Annotated in this window: 19 protein-coding genes; 8 read left to right on the top strand and 11 right to left on the bottom strand. The window is 64.3% G+C overall.

The features are described 5' to 3' along the window. Positions 1-32 precede the first annotated feature (32 nt). On the top strand, positions 33-1,559 hold the full coding sequence (adh, locus tag F8A10_RS00995) for an aldehyde dehydrogenase (protein WP_085502194.1): 1,527 nt from the start codon (positions 33-35) through the stop codon (positions 1,557-1,559). Between the two features lie 56 nt (positions 1,560-1,615). Continuing rightward, complete coding sequence (locus F8A10_RS00990) at positions 1,616-1,945, top strand: DUF779 domain-containing protein (protein WP_010397664.1); 330 nt, start codon at positions 1,616-1,618, stop codon at positions 1,943-1,945. A gap of 61 nt (positions 1,946-2,006) precedes the next feature. On the opposite strand, the gene F8A10_RS00985 is transcribed toward F8A10_RS00990, so the two are convergent. From F8A10_RS00985 to F8A10_RS00965, 5 genes are all read right to left on the bottom strand, one after another. Beyond that, the gene (locus F8A10_RS00985; protein ID WP_152366506.1) at positions 2,007-2,198 is read right to left on the bottom strand and encodes a Trm112 family protein; all 192 of its coding nucleotides are present in this window, start codon (positions 2,196-2,198) and stop codon (positions 2,007-2,009) included. After that, positions 2,195-2,833, bottom strand: coding sequence for an LON peptidase substrate-binding domain-containing protein (locus F8A10_RS00980; protein ID WP_010397659.1), 639 nt, complete (start codon positions 2,831-2,833; stop codon positions 2,195-2,197). The genes F8A10_RS00985 and F8A10_RS00980 overlap by 4 nt, the downstream gene beginning before the upstream one ends. 1 nt (position 2,834) lies before the next feature. Further along, positions 2,835-3,749: a thioredoxin family protein gene (locus F8A10_RS00975; protein ID WP_152366505.1), complete on the bottom strand. Its 915-nt coding sequence runs from the start codon at positions 3,747-3,749 to the stop codon at positions 2,835-2,837. 86 nt (positions 3,750-3,835) lie between these two features. Next, on the bottom strand, positions 3,836-4,621 hold the full coding sequence (locus tag F8A10_RS00970; RefSeq protein WP_010397655.1) for an exodeoxyribonuclease III: 786 nt from the start codon (positions 4,619-4,621) through the stop codon (positions 3,836-3,838). Positions 4,622-4,870: 249 nt separating this feature from the next. After that, complete coding sequence (locus tag F8A10_RS00965) at positions 4,871-5,557, bottom strand: response regulator transcription factor (protein WP_010397653.1); 687 nt, start codon at positions 5,555-5,557, stop codon at positions 4,871-4,873. A gap of 133 nt (positions 5,558-5,690) precedes the next feature. On the opposite strand from F8A10_RS00965, the gene ribA reads away from it, so the two are divergent. Continuing rightward, positions 5,691-6,752 (top strand): GTP cyclohydrolase II, encoded by a 1,062-nt coding sequence (gene ribA, locus F8A10_RS00960; protein WP_152366504.1) that lies wholly within the window; start codon positions 5,691-5,693, stop codon positions 6,750-6,752. Between the two features lie 17 nt (positions 6,753-6,769). Then, positions 6,770-7,285: a L,D-transpeptidase family protein gene (locus tag F8A10_RS00955; protein ID WP_152367315.1), complete on the top strand. Its 516-nt coding sequence runs from the start codon at positions 6,770-6,772 to the stop codon at positions 7,283-7,285. Positions 7,286-7,291: 6 nt separating this feature from the next. Here F8A10_RS00955 and F8A10_RS00950 read toward each other — a convergent pair whose 3' ends face one another. Next, entirely contained in the window at positions 7,292-8,041 is a 750-nt protein-coding gene (locus F8A10_RS00950) for an SDR family NAD(P)-dependent oxidoreductase (RefSeq protein ID WP_152366503.1), read from the bottom strand. A gap of 104 nt (positions 8,042-8,145) precedes the next feature. Further along, positions 8,146-9,342 (bottom strand): THUMP domain-containing class I SAM-dependent RNA methyltransferase, encoded by a 1,197-nt coding sequence (locus F8A10_RS00945; RefSeq protein ID WP_227493395.1) that lies wholly within the window; start codon positions 9,340-9,342, stop codon positions 8,146-8,148. A gap of 163 nt (positions 9,343-9,505) precedes the next feature. Between F8A10_RS00945 and F8A10_RS00940 the strand changes: the two genes are divergently transcribed. After that, a complete protein-coding gene (locus tag F8A10_RS00940; RefSeq protein ID WP_152366501.1) occupies positions 9,506-10,309 on the top strand; it encodes a VOC family protein in 804 nt (267 codons plus the stop codon). On the opposite strand, the gene F8A10_RS00935 is transcribed toward F8A10_RS00940, so the two are convergent. After that, entirely contained in the window at positions 10,306-11,094 is a 789-nt protein-coding gene (locus F8A10_RS00935) for a metallophosphoesterase family protein (protein WP_085502190.1), read from the bottom strand. The genes F8A10_RS00940 and F8A10_RS00935 overlap by 4 nt on opposite strands. After that, a complete protein-coding gene (locus tag F8A10_RS00930; protein WP_152366500.1) occupies positions 11,091-12,065 on the bottom strand; it encodes a diacylglycerol/lipid kinase family protein in 975 nt (324 codons plus the stop codon). Before F8A10_RS00930 ends, F8A10_RS00935 begins: the two co-directional genes overlap by 4 nt. A gap of 338 nt (positions 12,066-12,403) precedes the next feature. Between F8A10_RS00930 and F8A10_RS00925 the strand changes: the two genes are divergently transcribed. Genes F8A10_RS00925 through F8A10_RS00915 form a run of 3 tightly spaced genes read left to right on the top strand, consistent with a single transcriptional unit; the run spans position 12,404 to position 15,028 of the window. Further along, a complete protein-coding gene (locus F8A10_RS00925; protein WP_152366499.1) occupies positions 12,404-13,612 on the top strand; it encodes an isochorismate synthase in 1,209 nt (402 codons plus the stop codon). Continuing rightward, the gene (locus F8A10_RS00920; protein ID WP_152366498.1) at positions 13,612-14,253 is read left to right on the top strand and encodes an isochorismatase family protein; all 642 of its coding nucleotides are present in this window, start codon (positions 13,612-13,614) and stop codon (positions 14,251-14,253) included. The genes F8A10_RS00925 and F8A10_RS00920 overlap by 1 nt, the downstream gene beginning before the upstream one ends. 4 nt (positions 14,254-14,257) lie before the next feature. Continuing rightward, the gene (locus tag F8A10_RS00915) at positions 14,258-15,028 is read left to right on the top strand and encodes an SDR family oxidoreductase (RefSeq protein WP_152366497.1); all 771 of its coding nucleotides are present in this window, start codon (positions 14,258-14,260) and stop codon (positions 15,026-15,028) included. Positions 15,029-15,047: 19 nt separating this feature from the next. Here the strand turns inward: F8A10_RS00915 and F8A10_RS00910 are convergent, their stop codons facing one another. Together F8A10_RS00910 and F8A10_RS00905 are read right to left on the bottom strand one after the other, a co-directional pair. After that, positions 15,048-15,290, bottom strand: a complete 243-nt coding sequence (locus F8A10_RS00910; RefSeq protein ID WP_227493394.1) for a phosphopantetheine-binding protein — start codon at positions 15,288-15,290, stop codon at positions 15,048-15,050. 11 nt (positions 15,291-15,301) lie between these two features. Continuing rightward, the gene (locus F8A10_RS00905) at positions 15,302-16,924 is read right to left on the bottom strand and encodes a (2,3-dihydroxybenzoyl)adenylate synthase (RefSeq protein WP_152366496.1); all 1,623 of its coding nucleotides are present in this window, start codon (positions 16,922-16,924) and stop codon (positions 15,302-15,304) included. Positions 16,925-17,043: the final 119 nt, after the last annotated feature.

The following is a 17,043-nucleotide window of genomic DNA, read 5'->3' as shown; positions in this document are numbered from 1 at the left end:
GCAGGAGGAGCCGGGATGAGAGGAGAAACAAGATGCCGAACGATCAGACGCATCCCTTCCGGGGCGTGAACGCGCTGCCTTTCGAGGCACGCTATGACAACTTCATCGGCGGCAAGTGGGTGGCGCCTGTCTCGGGCAAGTATTTCACCAACACCACGCCGATCACCGGGGCCGAAATCGGCCAGATTGCGCGTTCGGATTCCGGCGATATCGAGCTGGCGCTGGATGCCGCCCATGCCGCCAAGGAAAAATGGGGCGCAACCAGCCCGGCCGAGCGCGCAAATATCATGCTGAAGATCGCCGACCGGATGGAGCAGAATCTGGAACTGCTCGCCACGGCCGAAACCTGGGACAACGGTAAGCCCATCCGTGAAACCATGGCCGCCGACCTGCCGCTGGCCATTGACCATTTCCGCTATTTCGCCGGGGTGCTGCGCGCTCAGGAAGGCGCGATCAGCCAGATCGACGATGACACCGTAGCCTATCACTTCCATGAGCCGCTGGGTGTCGTCGGCCAGATCATCCCGTGGAACTTTCCGCTGCTGATGGCGTGCTGGAAGCTGGCCCCCGCTTTGGCTGCCGGCAACTGCATCGTGCTGAAACCCGCCGAACAGACCCCGGCCAGCATCATGGTCTGGGTGAACCTGATCGGCGATCTGCTGCCCCCGGGCGTCCTGAACATCGTCAACGGTTTTGGGCTTGAGGCAGGCAAACCTCTGGCCTCGTCGAGCCGCATCGCCAAGATCGCCTTCACCGGGGAAACCACCACCGGCCGGCTGATCATGCAATATGCCGCTGAAAACCTGATCCCGGTGACGCTGGAGCTGGGCGGGAAATCCCCCAACATCTTCTTTGCCGATGTGGCGCGCGAAGACGACGACTTCTTCGACAAGGCGCTGGAAGGCTTTGCGATGTTCGCGCTGAACCAGGGTGAGGTCTGCACCTGCCCGTCGCGCGTGCTTATCCAGGAATCGATCTATGACCGGTTCATGGAGCGCGCAGTCCAGCGGGTCAAATCCATCAAGCAGGGCGACCCGCGCGAAAGCGACACCATGATCGGCGCGCAGGCGTCGAGCGAGCAAAAGGAAAAGATCCTCAGCTATCTCGACATCGGCAAGAAAGAAGGTGCCGAGGTTCTGACCGGCGGCAAGGCAGCTGATCTGGGCGGCGAACTGTCGGGCGGCTATTACATCGAGCCGACGATCTTCCGCGGCCATAACAAGATGCGCATCTTCCAGGAAGAGATCTTTGGTCCGGTGGTCTCGGTCACGACCTTCAAGGATCAGGCCGAGGCGCTGGAGATCGCCAATGACACGCTTTACGGCCTTGGCGCCGGTGTGTGGTCACGCGACGCCAATACCTGCTACCGCATGGGCCGCGGCATCAAGGCGGGTCGGGTCTGGACCAACTGCTATCACGCCTATCCCGCCCATGCGGCCTTTGGCGGCTACAAACAGTCGGGCATCGGGCGCGAGACGCATAAGATGATGCTCGACCATTATCAGCAGACCAAGAACATGCTGGTCAGCTATTCACCCAGGAAACTGGGCTTCTTCTGACCGACAGGGCGGCCCCGCGATGGGGCCGCCTTTCCCCCCTGATCGGGACCAGAACCATGGACCGCGTTTCCGCCACCCCCGCCGCGCTGGCGTTTTTGGCCGAGATCGTCGCCGAGCACGGCCCAGTCCTTTTTCATCAGTCCGGGGGCTGCTGCGACGGGTCCTCGCCCATGTGCTATCCACAGGGCGAATTCCGCATCAGCGAACGCGACGTGAAACTGGGCGAGATCGGCGGCATGCCCTTTTATATCTCAGCCAGTCAATACGATGCCTGGAAGCATACCCGCCTGATCATCGACGTCGTGCCGGGCCGCGGTGGCATGTTCAGCCTGGACAACGGTCGGGAGCGGCGCTTTCTGGTGCGGTCCGAGATCTGCGGACTCTGACCGCGGCGCGGGCGTGCGAGCCTTCCCCAGCTGCTCGTGCGTCCGCCCCTGTTTTCCGGCCTCAGGCGCGGGTCTGACGCGCCTCGTTCAACAGCATGATCGGAATACCGTCGCGGATCGGAAAGGCCAGACCGGCAGCATCCGAGATCAGTTCCTGAGCCCGGGCATCATAGCGCAGCGTCGTATGCGTCACCGGGCAGACCAGCGCCTCAAGCATATGACGGTCATAGCCGCGTTCGGTCGTCTCGGTCACTGAAGCATCTCCTCATTATCGCCGCCATGCAGGGCGTATTCCAACAGACCTTCCAGCAGCGCCCGACGCTCGGCCAGCGTCGGCGCCTCCAGCAGCGCCTGCTTTTCCTCGGGCGCCAGCGGCAGCAGCATCGACAGCGAATTGACCAGCGTTTCAGGATCCGAGGCTTCGGCCGCCTCCCAATCGGTGGACAGGTCGCGCTGCTCCATATAGCGGCCCAGGCGCGCCATGAAGGGCTGACGCTCAAAGCCCGGGTCCTCTTCGGCCTCAACGGCCAGATCATCCTCATAGCCGCGCCAGTCCACCTGACCGCGCAGATAGGGGGTAAAGCCCGGTCGCACCTCGCCAAGCCGGAAACGAGACTGCGCCTTCAGCGAAATCATCAGCCGCCCGTCGTCCAGTTCGGAAAAGGCAACGATCCGTCCCGCGCAACCGACCAGGGCCAAAGCCTCAAGCCCGCCCTCGGCCGGCTGGATCATTCCGACCAGCCGCGACGGGGTCTTCAGCACATCCTCGATCATCTGCAGGTAGCGCGGCTCAAATATCTGCAAAGGCAGGCGGGTGCGCGGCATCAGGACCGCGCCCGGCAACGGGAACAGCGGAACCGTTTCGGGCAGGTCGATGCCCCGCGCCATCTCAGGCAAAGATCAGCGAGGACAGCCGCCGCCGCCCCTTCTGCGCCACCGGATCAGTGGGCTTGAGCGCATCAAAAATGGTCAAAAGCTGGGCCTTGGCCGCGCCATCGTTCCATTCCCGGTCACGACGAAAGGCCTCAAGCAACTCATTGATCGCCTCTTCGACCTGACCGGCGGCATGCAGCGCAGCAGCATAGTCGAACCGGGCCTGCTGGTCAGCGGGATCGGCCACGACCTTCTGGCGCAACTCGTCCAGAGGGCCCGCGCTTGCGGCCTGACGGGTCAGCTGCAATTGCGCGCGCGCGGCCTCGACGGGCCCCGAGCCCGCCACGGCGGCAGGCACCTGCGCCAAGGCCTCTTCGGCGCGGTCCGCAGCGTTGGCGGCCAGATGTGCGCGGATCAGGCCACCCCAGGCGGCGGCATTCTCGGGCTCTTCGCCAAGGATAGCGGCAAAGGTCTCGGCCGCATCCTCGGGCGCACCTTCGGTGATCATGCTCTCGGCCGCTTCCAGCGCCTCGGCAAGCCCGCCGTCATCACCACCCAGAGCGACCAGCTTGTCAACGAACTGCTTGATCTGGCTTTGCGGGATCGCACCCTGGAAACCATCGACCGGCTGACCCTGGAAAAAGGCGTAAACGGTCGGGATCGACTGCACCCGCAACTGGCCAGCGATCATCTGGTTTTCATCCACATTGACCTTGGCCATGCGGACACGGCCCTTGTGGCGGGCAACCTCGGCCTCAAGCTGGGGACCAAGCGTCTTGCACGGGCCACACCATGGGGCCCAGAAATCGACAATTACCGGCACGTTCATCGAGGCTTCGACGACATCGGCCATGAAGGTCGCCTCGGTCACGTCCTTGATGATATCGGCCGGGGCGGTCGCGTCTTTAGGGGCAGAGCCAAGCTCGAGCATCAGATTTCCTCATTACAAAGGGTTGCCTCTTAGATGGCGCAGCCATGGACACGATGCAAGGTTACCCACCCATGAGGCAAGCCGCCTCAGAGGTCAAAGCTCGCCAGTACCGGCACATGATCGCTTGGCTGTTCCCAGCCACGCAGCGGCCGCAGGATGCGGCTGCCATGGCCCGCATTGGCGATATCCGGCGTCGCCCAGATGTGATCCAGACGCCGTCCCTTGTCGGCGGCATCCCAGTCACGGGCGCGATAGCTCCACCAGCTGTAAAGTAAGCCCTCAGGGATATCCTTGCGGGTGATATCCACCCATTTCCCGGCATCCTGCGTAGCCGAAAGATGCTCGACCTCGATCGGAGTGTGGCTGACGATCTTCAACAACGCCTTATGGTTCCAGACGTCATCTTCGCGCGGAGCAATGTTCAGATCACCCACCATGATCGAACGCGCAGGTTTGTCGGCATGAAAGACGTCCCGCATCTCGGTCAGGAAATCCAGCTTCTGGCCGAACTTGATATTCTGTTCACGGTCGGGAATGTCACCGCCTGCCGGAACATAGAAATTGTGAATGGTAACGCCGTTCTCAAGCCGCGCCGCGACATGGCGGGCATGGCCCAGCCCCGCATAGTCGCGGTCGCCCGCATCCTCGATAGGCAGTTTCGACAGGATGGCGACGCCATTGTAGCCCTTTTGCCCACGCGCGACGAAATGGCGATAGCCAAGGGCACGAAAACCCTCCAGCGGGATATTCTCGACCGGACTTTTCGTCTCTTGCAGACACAGGATATCGGGCGCCTCCTCGGTCAGGAAGCGGGCGACCAGCGCCTCGCGCAGGCGAACCGAATTGATGTTCCAGGTGGCGATGGTGAACATGGCGGCTCCTTTTCCGGGACGGACCCTAGGGGCACAGCGGCCCCTTGTCCACCGGCCGAACCAGGGCAGCCGGCTTTCACCGGCCCATGACTTCTTCCGTGTTCAAATATCCACCTGGACCGCGCCAACGAAAACCCGGCCGCCGGCAGGGGCCGGGACCGGGCAAACATGTGGCCGCATCCTCCGGCCACTGGGCTTGGCGTTAAAACCCGCAAACCACGCGTGGGTTCCCTGACGCGGGCTGTGTGATCAGGCGACCAGACGATAGCCGCCGGATTCGGTCACCAGCAGCCGCGCGTTCGAGGGATCGGGCTCGATCTTCTGGCGCAGGCGATAGATATGGGTCTCCAGCGTGTGCGTGGTCACACCCGCATTATAGCCCCAGACCTCGTGCAGCAGCACATCGCGCGGCACCACCCCGTCCTGAGCGCGGTAAAGGAACTTCAGGATATTGGTTTCCTTTTCCGTCAGGCGGATCTTGCGGTCCTTGGCGTCGATCAGCATCTTCATCGCCGGCTTGAACGTATAGGGACCAAGCTGGAAGATCGCGTCCTCGGACTGCTCATGCGTGCGCAGCTGCGCACGCAGCCGGGCCAGCAGGACCGGGAACTTGAACGGCTTGGTGATATAGTCGTTCGCACCCGAGTCGAGGCCAAGGATCGTGTCGGCATCGGTGTCATGTCCGGTCAGCATGACGACAGGGCATTTGACCCCCTGCTTGCGCAGGCGCTTGCACAGCTCGCGCCCGTCGGTATCAGGCAGGCCGACATCCAGCACCACAAGGTCAAAGATCGCGCCTTTGGTCTTTTCGACCGCCTCGTGGCCCGAACCGGCCTCGAACACCTCGAAATCCTCGGTGGCGACCAATTGCTCGGCCAGCGCCTCGCGCAGGTCCTCTTCGTCATCAACCAACAGGATCTTTTTCAGTCCGGCCATTCTTGCCTCCTATGGCGTTATGGCGGAAAACTGCGGCGGGGCGCGGTATGCGTCCAGCGGTTTGCAGCAATTCTCACATGGAGTTGTCGGAAATCCGTCCTATGTTTCAGATTGTTTCAACCAAGCTGGCCCGATGACCCTTATCCCGACCCTGACCGAAACACTTTCGCGCGCCCGCGCCGATCTGCGCATCGGCCTGCCGGTGATCATCGGCAGCCAGCTTGTCGCTGCGGTCGAAACGCTGCGCCCCGACCGGCTGGAGACGATACGCGCCCTTGGGCCTGCGGTTCTGGCGATCACCGAACCGCGCGCCAGAACGCTGAAGGTACGGGTCTATGACCGGGATCTTGCACGGATCGAGGTGCCGCCGGATGCCGGTCTGGCGTGGCTCAGGGCCGTGGCCGATCCGGCTGGCGATCTGATGACGCCGATGAAAGGCCCCTTTCGCAGCCCCCGCGACGGTCAGGTGGACGCCCATCGCGCCGGGATCGCGCTGGCGAAATCTGCCCAGCTTTTACCCGCCGTTCTGGTCGTGCCGGTCCCCGAGCCACCCGAGGGGCTGACGCGCCTTTCGCCCGGTCCGGCGCTTGCACAGATGGCAACCGAGGCAGTGATGGCACCTGTCGCCGACGCCCGCCTGCCCCTGCTTTCGGCCGAAAATTCCCGCCTGCATATCTTTCGCCCCGACAATGGCGAGGCAGAACATTACGCGGTCGAGATCGGCGCCCCTTCGCGTGCCAAACCGGTGCTGACGCGGCTGCATTCAGCCTGTTTCACCGGCGATGTGCTGGGCAGCCTGAAATGTGACTGCGGACCTCAGCTGCATGCCGCGCTGACCGCCATGGGTCAGGCCGGCGAGGGCGTATTGCTATATCTTAACCAGGAGGGGCGCGGCATCGGCCTTGCCAACAAAATGCGCGCCTATTCTTTGCAAAATCAGGGATTTGACACGGTCGAGGCCAATCACCGCCTTGGCTTTGAGGATGATGAACGCGATTTTCGTATCGGCGCGGGCATCCTTAGAAAGATGGGCTTTTCCTCGGTCCGGCTGATGACCAACAACCCCAAAAAGGTCGCCATGCTGGAAAGTCACGGCATCAGCGTAGCCGAGCGTGTGCCGCTGATCACGCCCCGGAACCGCCACAATACGGCCTATCTTGATGTCAAAGCCGCGAAATCGGGTCATCTGCTGTGAGGCTGCTGCTGACGCCGATGGGATTGCGTGCAGGGTCGCGGGTCATTCCCTGCTCGGTCGGGCGCGGAGGCATCCGGGCCGACAAGCGCGAAGGAGACGGAGCCACCCCCACCGGCCGGCATCGGATCGTCGGGCTGCTTTATCGCCCCGACCGGCTGCCCCCGCCCAATGGCTGGGCGCGGCCTATCGTGCCGGGGGATCTGTGGTGCGACGCATCAGGCCATCCGGCCTATAATCATCCGGTCCGCGCACCTTTCGCCCCCAGTCATGAGGCGATGCGGCGGCCTGATCCGCTGTACGATATCGTGCTGATCACTGACTGGAACTGGCCCGATACCCGACCCGGCAGGGGTTCGGCGATCTTTCTGCACCAATGGCGGCGGCCGGGCTTCCCGACCGCCGGCTGCATTGCCATGGCGCGGCGCGACCTGATCTGGCTGGCCTCGGCCGTCACGCCCGGCGATGTGCTGGAAATTCCCGCCCTTCCGCGTTGGCCGGCGCGCAAACGCGCCAGCCGACACGACAAGGACTGATGCGGCCTACTGGGCCGTGTAGCCGCCATCCACCAGATGATAGCTGCCAGAGATGAAGCTGGCGCGGTCGGACAGCAAAAAGACAACCAGGCTTGCCACCTCTTCCGCGCGGCCAAGCCGGCCGATGGGATGGCGGGCGATCATCGCCTGCCTGACCTCCTGATCCATGTGGGACAGCAGCGCGGTGTCGATAAAGCCCGGGCCAACCGCGTTCACGCGGACGCCCTTGGACGAATATTCCAGCGCCGCGTTCTTGGTCATACCGACAACGGCGTGCTTGGCCGACACATAGGCACCGGCCCCCTGAAACCCGACCGAACCGAGGATCGAGGCCATGTTCACAATCGCGCCTCCGCCAGCTTCCAGAATGGCCGGGATGCCGTAGCGCATGCCGTAAAACACCGCGTTCAGGTTGATGTCGATGACCTTTTTCCAGCCATCCAGCGGGTAGTCGCCAGTCGGTTCGACAGGACCGCTGATGCCGGCATTGTTCACCATAAGATGCAGCCCGCCCAGCTTTTTGGCAGCCTCGACAGCTTTGCGGACCTGTTCCGGGTCCGAGACATCGCCCACTACGGCCTCGGCCTTGCCGCCAGCCGCAATGATCTTGCCGGCGGTGGCACGGGCAGATTCCTCGTGCAGGTCGGTGACGACTACGGTCGCCCCCGAAGCGCCAAGCTCCAGCGCAATCGCTTCGCCCAGTCCCGAACCGGCCCCGGTAACAAGCGCGACCTTACCATCAAAACGAATATCCATTGCTGTTCTCCTGCGCTTATTAGTTAACCATCGTACTTGCCGCCGGGTGCGCAGTCCCGCAGCAGATCGTATAAATGCGGCAATTTCAAAAAGACTTTCCCGACCTAAAGAGGCCCGGTCTGCCACAAGCGGATCTTTAACCCGCCATGAGCAATATAGGGTCCCGGCTCGTAGAATGGTAGTCCCGTGGCCCGGGCAAGGGCGGCATCGCTGGTCACAAGTCCGATACGCCAGCCGGAAAAACGCTCGCGCAGCACCTCGCCCAAGGCGGCGTGCAGACCGAACAGCGGCCCCTTGTTTCCGATGCGGGCGCCATAAGGCGGATTGATGATGACCAGGCCGGGCGGACCTTCTGGTCGCTGCAAATCGCTGATTGGCAGATTCTCGAATTGGGTCCAGCTTTCCAGCCCGGCGCGACCCGCGTTTTCGCGACTCATACGGATCGCCCCTGCGTCACGATCACTGCCGTGATAGCGGATCGCTGCGGGCGCAGGCGGAATGGCGGGGGCGGCGCGCATACGTTCCCACAACTGCGCGTCAAAGCCGGGCAGTTGTTCAAAGGCGAAATGCCGCATCCGGCCAGGGGCAAGACCTGCCGCGATCTCAGCCGCCTCGATGACAAATGTGCCCGAGCCGCACATCGGGTCCAGCACCGGCTCGGCCCCGTTAAAGCCGCACAGACGCAAGAACATCGCCGCCATGGTTTCGCGCATCGGAGCTTTGCCGACCGCCTGCTTATGGCCGCGCCGGTGCAGCGACTCGCCCGAGGTGTCAAGGCTGAGGGTGCAAAGGTCGTCCTCGATCCGGACCTTTAGCGTGACCGGCGCGTCCTCGGCGATCGGCGCACCGATACTGTCACGTATGGCGGCCTCGATCCGTTGGATGATTGCGCCAGCGTGATAGATGCGGGATTTGCGGCTGGTGGCCTCGATCCGCACCGGCACGTCCGGGCGCAGCCAGTCGGCCCAGGGAAAGCGGCGCGCCCGTTTGTCCAGCTGCGCCGGATGCATGGCGCGAAACGCACCGATGCGTGCCAGCACCCGCGTCGCGCCGCGAATTTTCAGGTTCGCGCGCCAGACCTCAGGCCAGCCGCCGGTAAAAGTCACACCGCCGGGCTGGATCCGGGCATCAAACCCAAGCTCGCGCGCCTCGGCGGCCAATGGCTCTTCCAGCCCCGGAGTGGCGACCAGAAATATCTCCATCCGCCCCGGATCAGCGGCAAGTGGCGCGGGTTCGGGCTGCGGCCGGGGTGCAGTTTTGGGTGCGGTTTTGGGTGCGGTTTTGGGGGTGCGGGGCTTCATCGGGGTCCGGCAAGCGAAAGGCCCCGCATCATGCGTCGGCGCGGGGGCGAAGGCAACCGCACCAATTATCCCCTGATTGGGGACAGTGTTCCCCGATTGCCGCCATTTCATGCCATCATGGCTAAGCCTATCTTAGCACCAACCCAGATAACGGAGACCTCAAATGGCTACCAGTGATGCCCCCATTCAGGTCAGCCGCGTGGCGCTGATCGTCAACGACCTCGACCGTGTCGGGGATTACTACCGCTCGGTCATCGGGCTTGAGCGTATCTCTGGCAGCGGCAAAGAGACGGTGCTTGGTGCCGCGGGCCTGCCGTTGGTCGAGTTGCGCCAGGACCGAGCCGCCCGCCACCGCCCGCGCGAGGCCGGGTTGTTCCACACCGCCTTTCTTTTGCCGGACCGCGCCGCTTTGGGTCGCTGGCTGCGGCATGTGGCGGAACTGGGGATCGCGCTGGACGGTGCTTCGGACCATCTGGTCAGCGAGGCGATCTATCTGCGTGACCCGGAAGGCAACGGGATCGAGATCTATGCAGACCGCCCCCGTGACAGCTGGCAGCACACCGGCAGCGGGGTGCAGATGGATACCATCCCGCTGGACCTGCAGGGTCTGCTGCGTGCAGCAAACGGCCCCTGGACCGGCGCGCCCGAAGGCAGCGTCGTCGGCCATGTCCACCTGCAAGTCGGCGACGTGGCCGAGGCCGAGCGCTTCTACATGGACCAGCTTGGCATGGACCGTATGGCCCATATGCCCGGAGCAAGCTTCTTTGCCACCGGTGGCTATCACCACCATCTGGCCGGCAATATCTGGCACAGCCGTGGCGCCGGGCTGCGCAGCACCGATTCCACCGGCCTGGCTGAGGTAGTGCTGACCGCCGACCCGGATCGGTTGCAGGCCCTTGGGGCCGAGACCTTCCGCGATCCCTGGGGTACGGCGATCCGGATCGAGCCCAAGGGCAAAGCCGCCTAACCGGGCAGCCACAGCCCGTTCTTGCGGGCAAAGCGCAGATGCTCGGGCGGGCGAAAGCCCTGCTCGGTCATCGGGGCAACGTGACGCTCGACCAGCAGGTCGGGGCCAGAAAACTCCAGCACGGCAAATTCGTTCTGGCGATCTCCGGGCCGGTCGCACAGGGCAGTGCCGGCCTGCACTTGCAGGACCGGCCTGCCGCCCGGCCCCAGAAACGCCCCGATCGCCCACAGATGCAGATGGCCGGTCAAAACCAGCTGGACGCCCGCGCGCTCAAACCGCGCCAGCGCCGGTTCGGCCCCGTGCATCAGCGCCTTGTCGACCTGCGGACGCTGCTGCATCGGGTGGTGCAGGGCAACGATATTGACGCAGCCCGGATCAAGCGCATTGATCACCCGGCCAACCTGAGCGGACGAGATGATGCCCCGCTGCCATGCCATCGGATCAACGCTGTTCACCCCCTGAACACGTACCTGACCGACGCTGCCGATGGGTTCAAGGTTTTCGGCAATCGTCTCGCGCCAGCGGCGATAGGGACGCATCATCCGCTCGGTCAGACGAAACAGGGGGATGTCGTGATTGCCGGGCACCGCCATAAGCGGAGCCTCGATCCTGCGCAGAAAAGCGGCCGCCTGCGCAAATTGCGCCGAGCGGCCCCGATGGGTCAGATCGCCGGTCACCACCACCAGATCGGCGCGCGCAGCATTGACCCGGTCAAGCAGCGGCTCGACCAGCGACCTGCGTTCAAGCCCGAAATGCAGGTCGGAAAGATGCAGGATCCGCGTCATTCCGCGTCCTGCCCCTTGCTTTCCGCCGGGACCAGAACCTTCAGCGCGCCATGACGCACCCGCACCTGAAAGGGCGAATCCATCCAGGTCTTTTCGCCGTCATGGGCAACATATTCGTGGCGGGGCACGGTCTCGATCTGGAATTCCTCGGCACAAATCAGGTCGAAATCGGCATAACGCGCCGTCTTGCCCAATGCGAGCCGCAGGGCCGAACGCACCAAAGGCCCCGGTCGCCGCGCCCGCGCCACCAGCAGCGCAAGCTGGCCGCGGCGCACGCAACCGGCACCCTCAAGCAGCCCAAAGCTATCCAGTTGATAGGCGCTTTTTGCCACAAAGGCCAAGGCCGTGGCCAAACGCTGTTCCTTACCATTCGCCCGGACGGTCAGGTGCAGGGGGCGGCGCAGGTTCCACAGCGCCGCCACCGCCGACCAATAGGCCGCGATCCGCGAACGGCCCCAGCGGCGATAGACGCTTTCACGGTGCTTGAGAATCTCCGGATAGGCACCGAAGCTGACATTGTTAAGAAAAACCATACCGTTCATCTCGCCGATATCGACGGGGCGCACACGGGGGGCATCAAAGATCCTCAGCGCCTCTTCCACCGTTTCACCCGAGCCAAGATCGCGGGCAAAATAATTGAAGGTCCCTCCCGGGATCACCGCCATGACGGCATTACTGCCCGCAACCGCCCCGGCGACGGCGGATTGCGTGCCGTCACCCCCTGCGGCAATGATCAGGTCAAAGCCCTCTTCCACCGCACGACGCGCGGCGGCAGGCAGGTCCTCACCCCTGGCGGTACGGATATCCAGTGCCGCAACACGGCCAGCCAACGCCTCGCGCAGTGCGCCTGCGATATCGCCGCCTGCCTTGCGGCCCGAACCCATATTCACAATTGCGCAAACGCGCGCCGTGGACAGCTCGAACGCTGCATCGGGACCCGTGCCGGTGATGTCGTTCTCTTGCGTGCTCATGTCCCGGAACCTCTGAAAACGCTGACCGGTTCCACATGCCCAGACCCGGAGCGGGCAGCATTTTGCCTGCGACGATATACCTGATCTTTTTACTTGCCTTTCCTGGGGCGCTTTGACAGATTGCGCCCGGGCAGCCAAGGCGGGGTCCCAATCCCTTCCACGCCCCGCGTGACCGCCGGGACCGCGGCGGCGCGCCCCCCGTGTTGGTGCAAATCTGTGCAGGAGAGTTCTGCCCCGAAAGATCTGACCGCAGCATGGCTCATGACTGCGTGCCCCGCATCATGGGTAATCGACCCAGTTCAACGGACGATGCCCGCCAAGAAAAATTGAGATGGAACATGAACATCCGCCTGTCCGAGGCGCCGAACGAGACAGCGGCGCCAGTGCCTGAACCGGCTCTTTTTGGTTTCGATGGCCCTGCGGGCTGTATCCTTGGCCGGGGTCCAGCGCGGCGGCTGGAGCCGGGAAATGCCGCAACCCTGCAATCGCGAATCTCGGCTGCGCTGGCGGCGGCAGCGCCAGATGACCTGATCGGCGGCAGCCTGCCCTTTGACCGCGAGGCCGATGATTGCCTGTGGCAATGCGCCCGCGCCGATACCCCCGCCCCCACGGGCATCGCTCCGCAGGGTCTGCCACTGGTGGATTGGCAACTGCGTGCCGAACCCTCGGCACAGGTTTATGCCGCCAGCGTCGCCCGCGCCCTTGATATCATGGAGCAAGAGGCAGGCAGCGCCGATGCGCTGGCCAAGATCGTGCTGGCACGCACCCTGCTGGTCGAAGCGCCAGCCCCGATCCCGGTCGAGGCGCTGATGTCGCGGCTGCATGCCGACCGCAGCGTGACGGCATTTCGTGTGGCCCTGCCCTCGGGGCCCGATCACCCGCAAGGCCGGATGCTTTGCGGGGCGACGCCCGAACTGCTGATTGAAAAGCGGGGCCGGCAGATCGCCTCGCATCCTCTGGCAGGCTCGGCCCGCAGGCTGGCCGATCCGGTCGCCGACCGCGCCGCCGCCGAGGCTCTCGCCCAATCGGACAAGGATCACCGCGAACACGCGCTGGTCGTCGAATCGATTCTCGACACCCTTGCCCCGCATTGCCGCGAACTGGGCTGTCCCGAGGGCACGCGCGTCACCTCGACCCGCAGCATGTGGCATCTGGGCACGCGGATCGAGGGGCGGCTCAGGGATGACAGCACGCCCTCGGTCCTTCTGGCCTCGGCCCTGCATCCGACGCCTGCGGTCTGCGGCATGCCCATGGCGCGGGCGGCGGATCTGATCCGCAAGCTTGAACCCGTGGCACGGGATTTCTATGCCGGTGCGGTCGGCTGGTGCGACGCAAACGGAGACGGTGCATGGTATGTCGCCATCCGCTGCGCCGAAATCAGCGGTCGGCAGGCACGGCTTTACGCGGGTGCCGGGATCGTTCCCGGCTCTGACCCGATGGCCGAAGCCGCCGAAACTGGCGCGAAATTCGGCGCGTTCCTGGCCGCATTGGGCCTGCCACAGGATGCAGGTCTGGCCGGGGTCGCCCGCAGGAACGGAGAGAACTGATGGCCCTGCCCGGCATCGCCCCCTACGCCCCTCTGGCCGAAGCCGAGCTGCCCCGCCCGCGCGGCCCCTGGCAGCCCCGGCGCGACCGGCTGGCGCTGCTGGTTCATGACATGCAGCGCTATTTCTGCCGCATCTACCCCGAGGGTCAGCCGATCACCCCTGTGGTCGAAAACATCGCCCATCTGATCAGTGCTGCCCGCGCGGCGGGCGTGCCGGTGTTTTATACCGCGCAGAAAGGCAATCAGTTCCGCCCGGATCGCGGGTTGCAGGCCGATCTGTGGGGACCGGGGATGAGCGCGACCCCCGAACACGAAGAAATCCTGCCCGAGCTTGCCCCGGCTGGGGGCGATATCGTTCTGGTCAAGCACCGCTACAGCGCCTTTCAACGCTCGAACCTTGAAACCCTGATGCGGGCGCGGGGACGCGACCAGTTGATGATCTGCGGCGTCTATGCCCATATCGGCTGCCTCGCCACCGCCGTCGAAGCCTTCCAGCGCGATATCGAGGCCTTTGCCGTCGCCGATGCGCAGGCCGATTTCTCGCGCGAGCGGCTGGGGATGGCGATGGACTGGATCGCTGCCACCTGCGGCGTGCCGATGTCCACCCGGCAGGCGCTGGAAGCATTGCAGGAGCAAGGGTGAAATCATGCGCTTGACCGGATTTGAGGGAAAGACCGCGATCGTCACTGGCGCGGCGGGCGGTATCGGCCGTGCCGTCGTGCGCGCTCTGCTTGACGCAGGCGCAGCGGTCGTCGCCACCGATACCGAGGCCGCGCTGGCCAGCAATCCCGTACCGGGGGTCGAGAACCGCGTGCTTGATGTGCGCGACAGCGCGGCAGCCGAGACGCTGGTAACCGAGGTCGAGGCGGCGCATGGCCCCTTGGGCCTTGGCGTCCATGCGGCAGGCGTGCTGGCCATCGGACCGCTGCTGGATCTGCCGGTCGAGGAATGGGAACGGGTGATCAATGTCAACGCCCGCGGCACCTTCAACGTCACCCGCGCCTTTGGCCGGGCGATGGTGCGCAATGGCGGCGGCTCGATCGTCGCCGTCAGTTCGAACGCCGCGGGGATCCCGCGCCTGAACATGGGCGTCTATGCGGCCTCGAAAGCGGCGGCGACCATGCTGATCCGCTGTCTGGGGCTTGAGCTTGCCGCACAGGGTGTGCGCTGCAATATCGTGGCCCCCGGCTCGACCCTGACGCCGATGCAGACCGGCATGTGGACCGAGGACGGCGGCGCGGGCGAGCGTGCGGTGATCGAAGGCAGCCTTGAGGCCTATCGCACCGGCATCCCGCTAAGGAAACTGGCGACGCCCGAGGACATCGCCAGTGCTGTCATGTTCATGCTGTCGGATCAGGCGGGCCATGTCACCATGGCCGACATTTACGTGGATGGCGGGGCGACGCTGCGCGCCTGATAGCCCCGCCCGCCCTGGCCTATAGCCGCGACGAAATCAGCGCCCACCAGTTATCCAAAGATGGTTCGCGGGCCAGTTCTTCGAAACTGGCCTCGATACCCATCTGCTTCAGCTCTGACGAAAAGGTCATTACCGCGATGGAATCGAGCCCGTAGAGGACGAGGTTCTCGGCAGGGTCGATCTCGCAATCGTCCTCGATCATCTTCCGGACCCGGGCGGCCAGCCATTCGGGGCTCAGGTCGGTCTTTTCGGCAATTTCCATCATCGGTCCTTTCAGGCGGCGGTTTCGGCCACGAGGCTGTCGCGCAGGCGGCGCTTGTCGATCTTGCCCACCGCCGTCAGCGGCAGTTCGGGCACAAAGCGGAAACGGTCGGGCAGCTTGTATTCTGCCACGCCCAGTTCCAGCAGATGCCGGCGCAGCGCCGGGGGCGACAGTTTCCCGGCCCCGTCACGCAGAACGAGGAAAGCGCAGCTTTTCTCGCCCAGATGCGCGTCGGGGGCGGCGACCAGCGCCGCGTGGGTGATGTCGGGATGGCGCACCAACAGGTTCTCGATCTCTTCGGCCGCGATCTTTTCGCCGCCGCGGTTGATCTGGTCCTTGATCCGGCCGACCACGCGCAGATTGCCGCCCTGTCGCACCACAACATCACCCGAGTGATAGAACCCCTCGGCGTCAAAGGCTTTGGCGTTGTGTTCGGGGGCGCGGTAATAGCCCCGGAACGTATAGGGGCCACGCGTTGCCAGCGCACCCGGGGTGCCTTCGGGGACCTGATTGCCGTCCTCGTCCAGAATGCGCACCTCGTCATCGGGGCTGATCGGGCGGCCCTGAGTGGTAAAGATCACCTCTTCGGGATCGGTCAGCCGGGTGTAGTTCACCAGCCCCTCAGCCATGCCGAAAACCTGCTGCAGGCGACAGCCAAGCAGTTCGGGCACCCGCCGCGCCATGGCCTCGGCAAAGCTGGCGCCCCCGACCAGCATCAGGTCCAGACTGTCCAGCCCGGCGCGGCGCGAAGGCTCTTCTTCGACCGCGCGCAGCCACAGCGCCACGGCAGGCGGGACCAGCGGCACCATCGTCACCCGTTCACGTGCCACGATGTCAAAACAGGTCAGCGGATCGGGGTTCGGCGCCATGATCACCGTGCCCCCGGCATGGAACACCCCCAGCGCGCCGGGTGAGCTCATCGGAAAGTTATGCCCCGCCGGCAGCGCACAAAGAAAGCGCGTGGCAGAGGTGACACCGCTGATCTCGACACTGGCACGGATGCTGTAATCATAGTCGTTATGGGTGCGCGGGATCAGCTTGGGCGTACCGGTACTGCCGCCCGAAAGCTGGAAAAAGGCGACCTGATCGGCTGGGGTCGGCCCCACGCCTTGGGGCAGATCACCGCCAAAGGTCAGCCAATGGGCAAGGCTACGCTGCGGGTCGTCCTCTTCCAACAGCAACAGATGGACGACACCACCCGCACGCAGCTCATCGGCAAAGGCATCGTCGCGGAACAGCTCATGCCCGCGCGAGGCGATGACAAGCCGCGGCGAGATCTGGCGGACATATTCGGCAAGCTCCAGCCGGCGATGGCTGAAAAGCGCATTCACCGGCACCACGCCGATTCGCAGCAGGGCAAAGAATACGACGTAGAATTCAGCCACGTTCGGCAGCTGCACCACCGCCGTATCACCATGGCCAAGTCCCTGCGCCGCCAGCCGGGCGGCAAGGTTGCGCGACAGTCGATCCAGACCGGCATAACTGAAACGCCGGTCACCGCAGACCAGCGCCTCGGCCTCGGGGTTGGCGGCCAGTTGCGCGTCCAGAATATGGGTCAGCGGCTGGTCGATCCAGTAACCGGCCTCGCGATAGCGCTGCGCGAGGTCCTGAGGCCAAGGGCTGAATTCAATCATCGGGATACCTGTCCTGACAGCAAAGACCCGCCACAGGCGCCCACGGCACCTTGACGGAGATCAATAGTTGAGTATTTTTATCTTGCTTTCTCTCTCGAAGCAAGCCAGCAGCGCCCTCG

This window comes from Paracoccus kondratievae (assembly GCF_009301415.1).
Classification (GTDB): Bacteria; Pseudomonadota; Alphaproteobacteria; order Rhodobacterales; family Rhodobacteraceae; genus Paracoccus; species Paracoccus kondratievae.
This window is presented reverse-complemented; position numbering and strand designations above follow the sequence as displayed.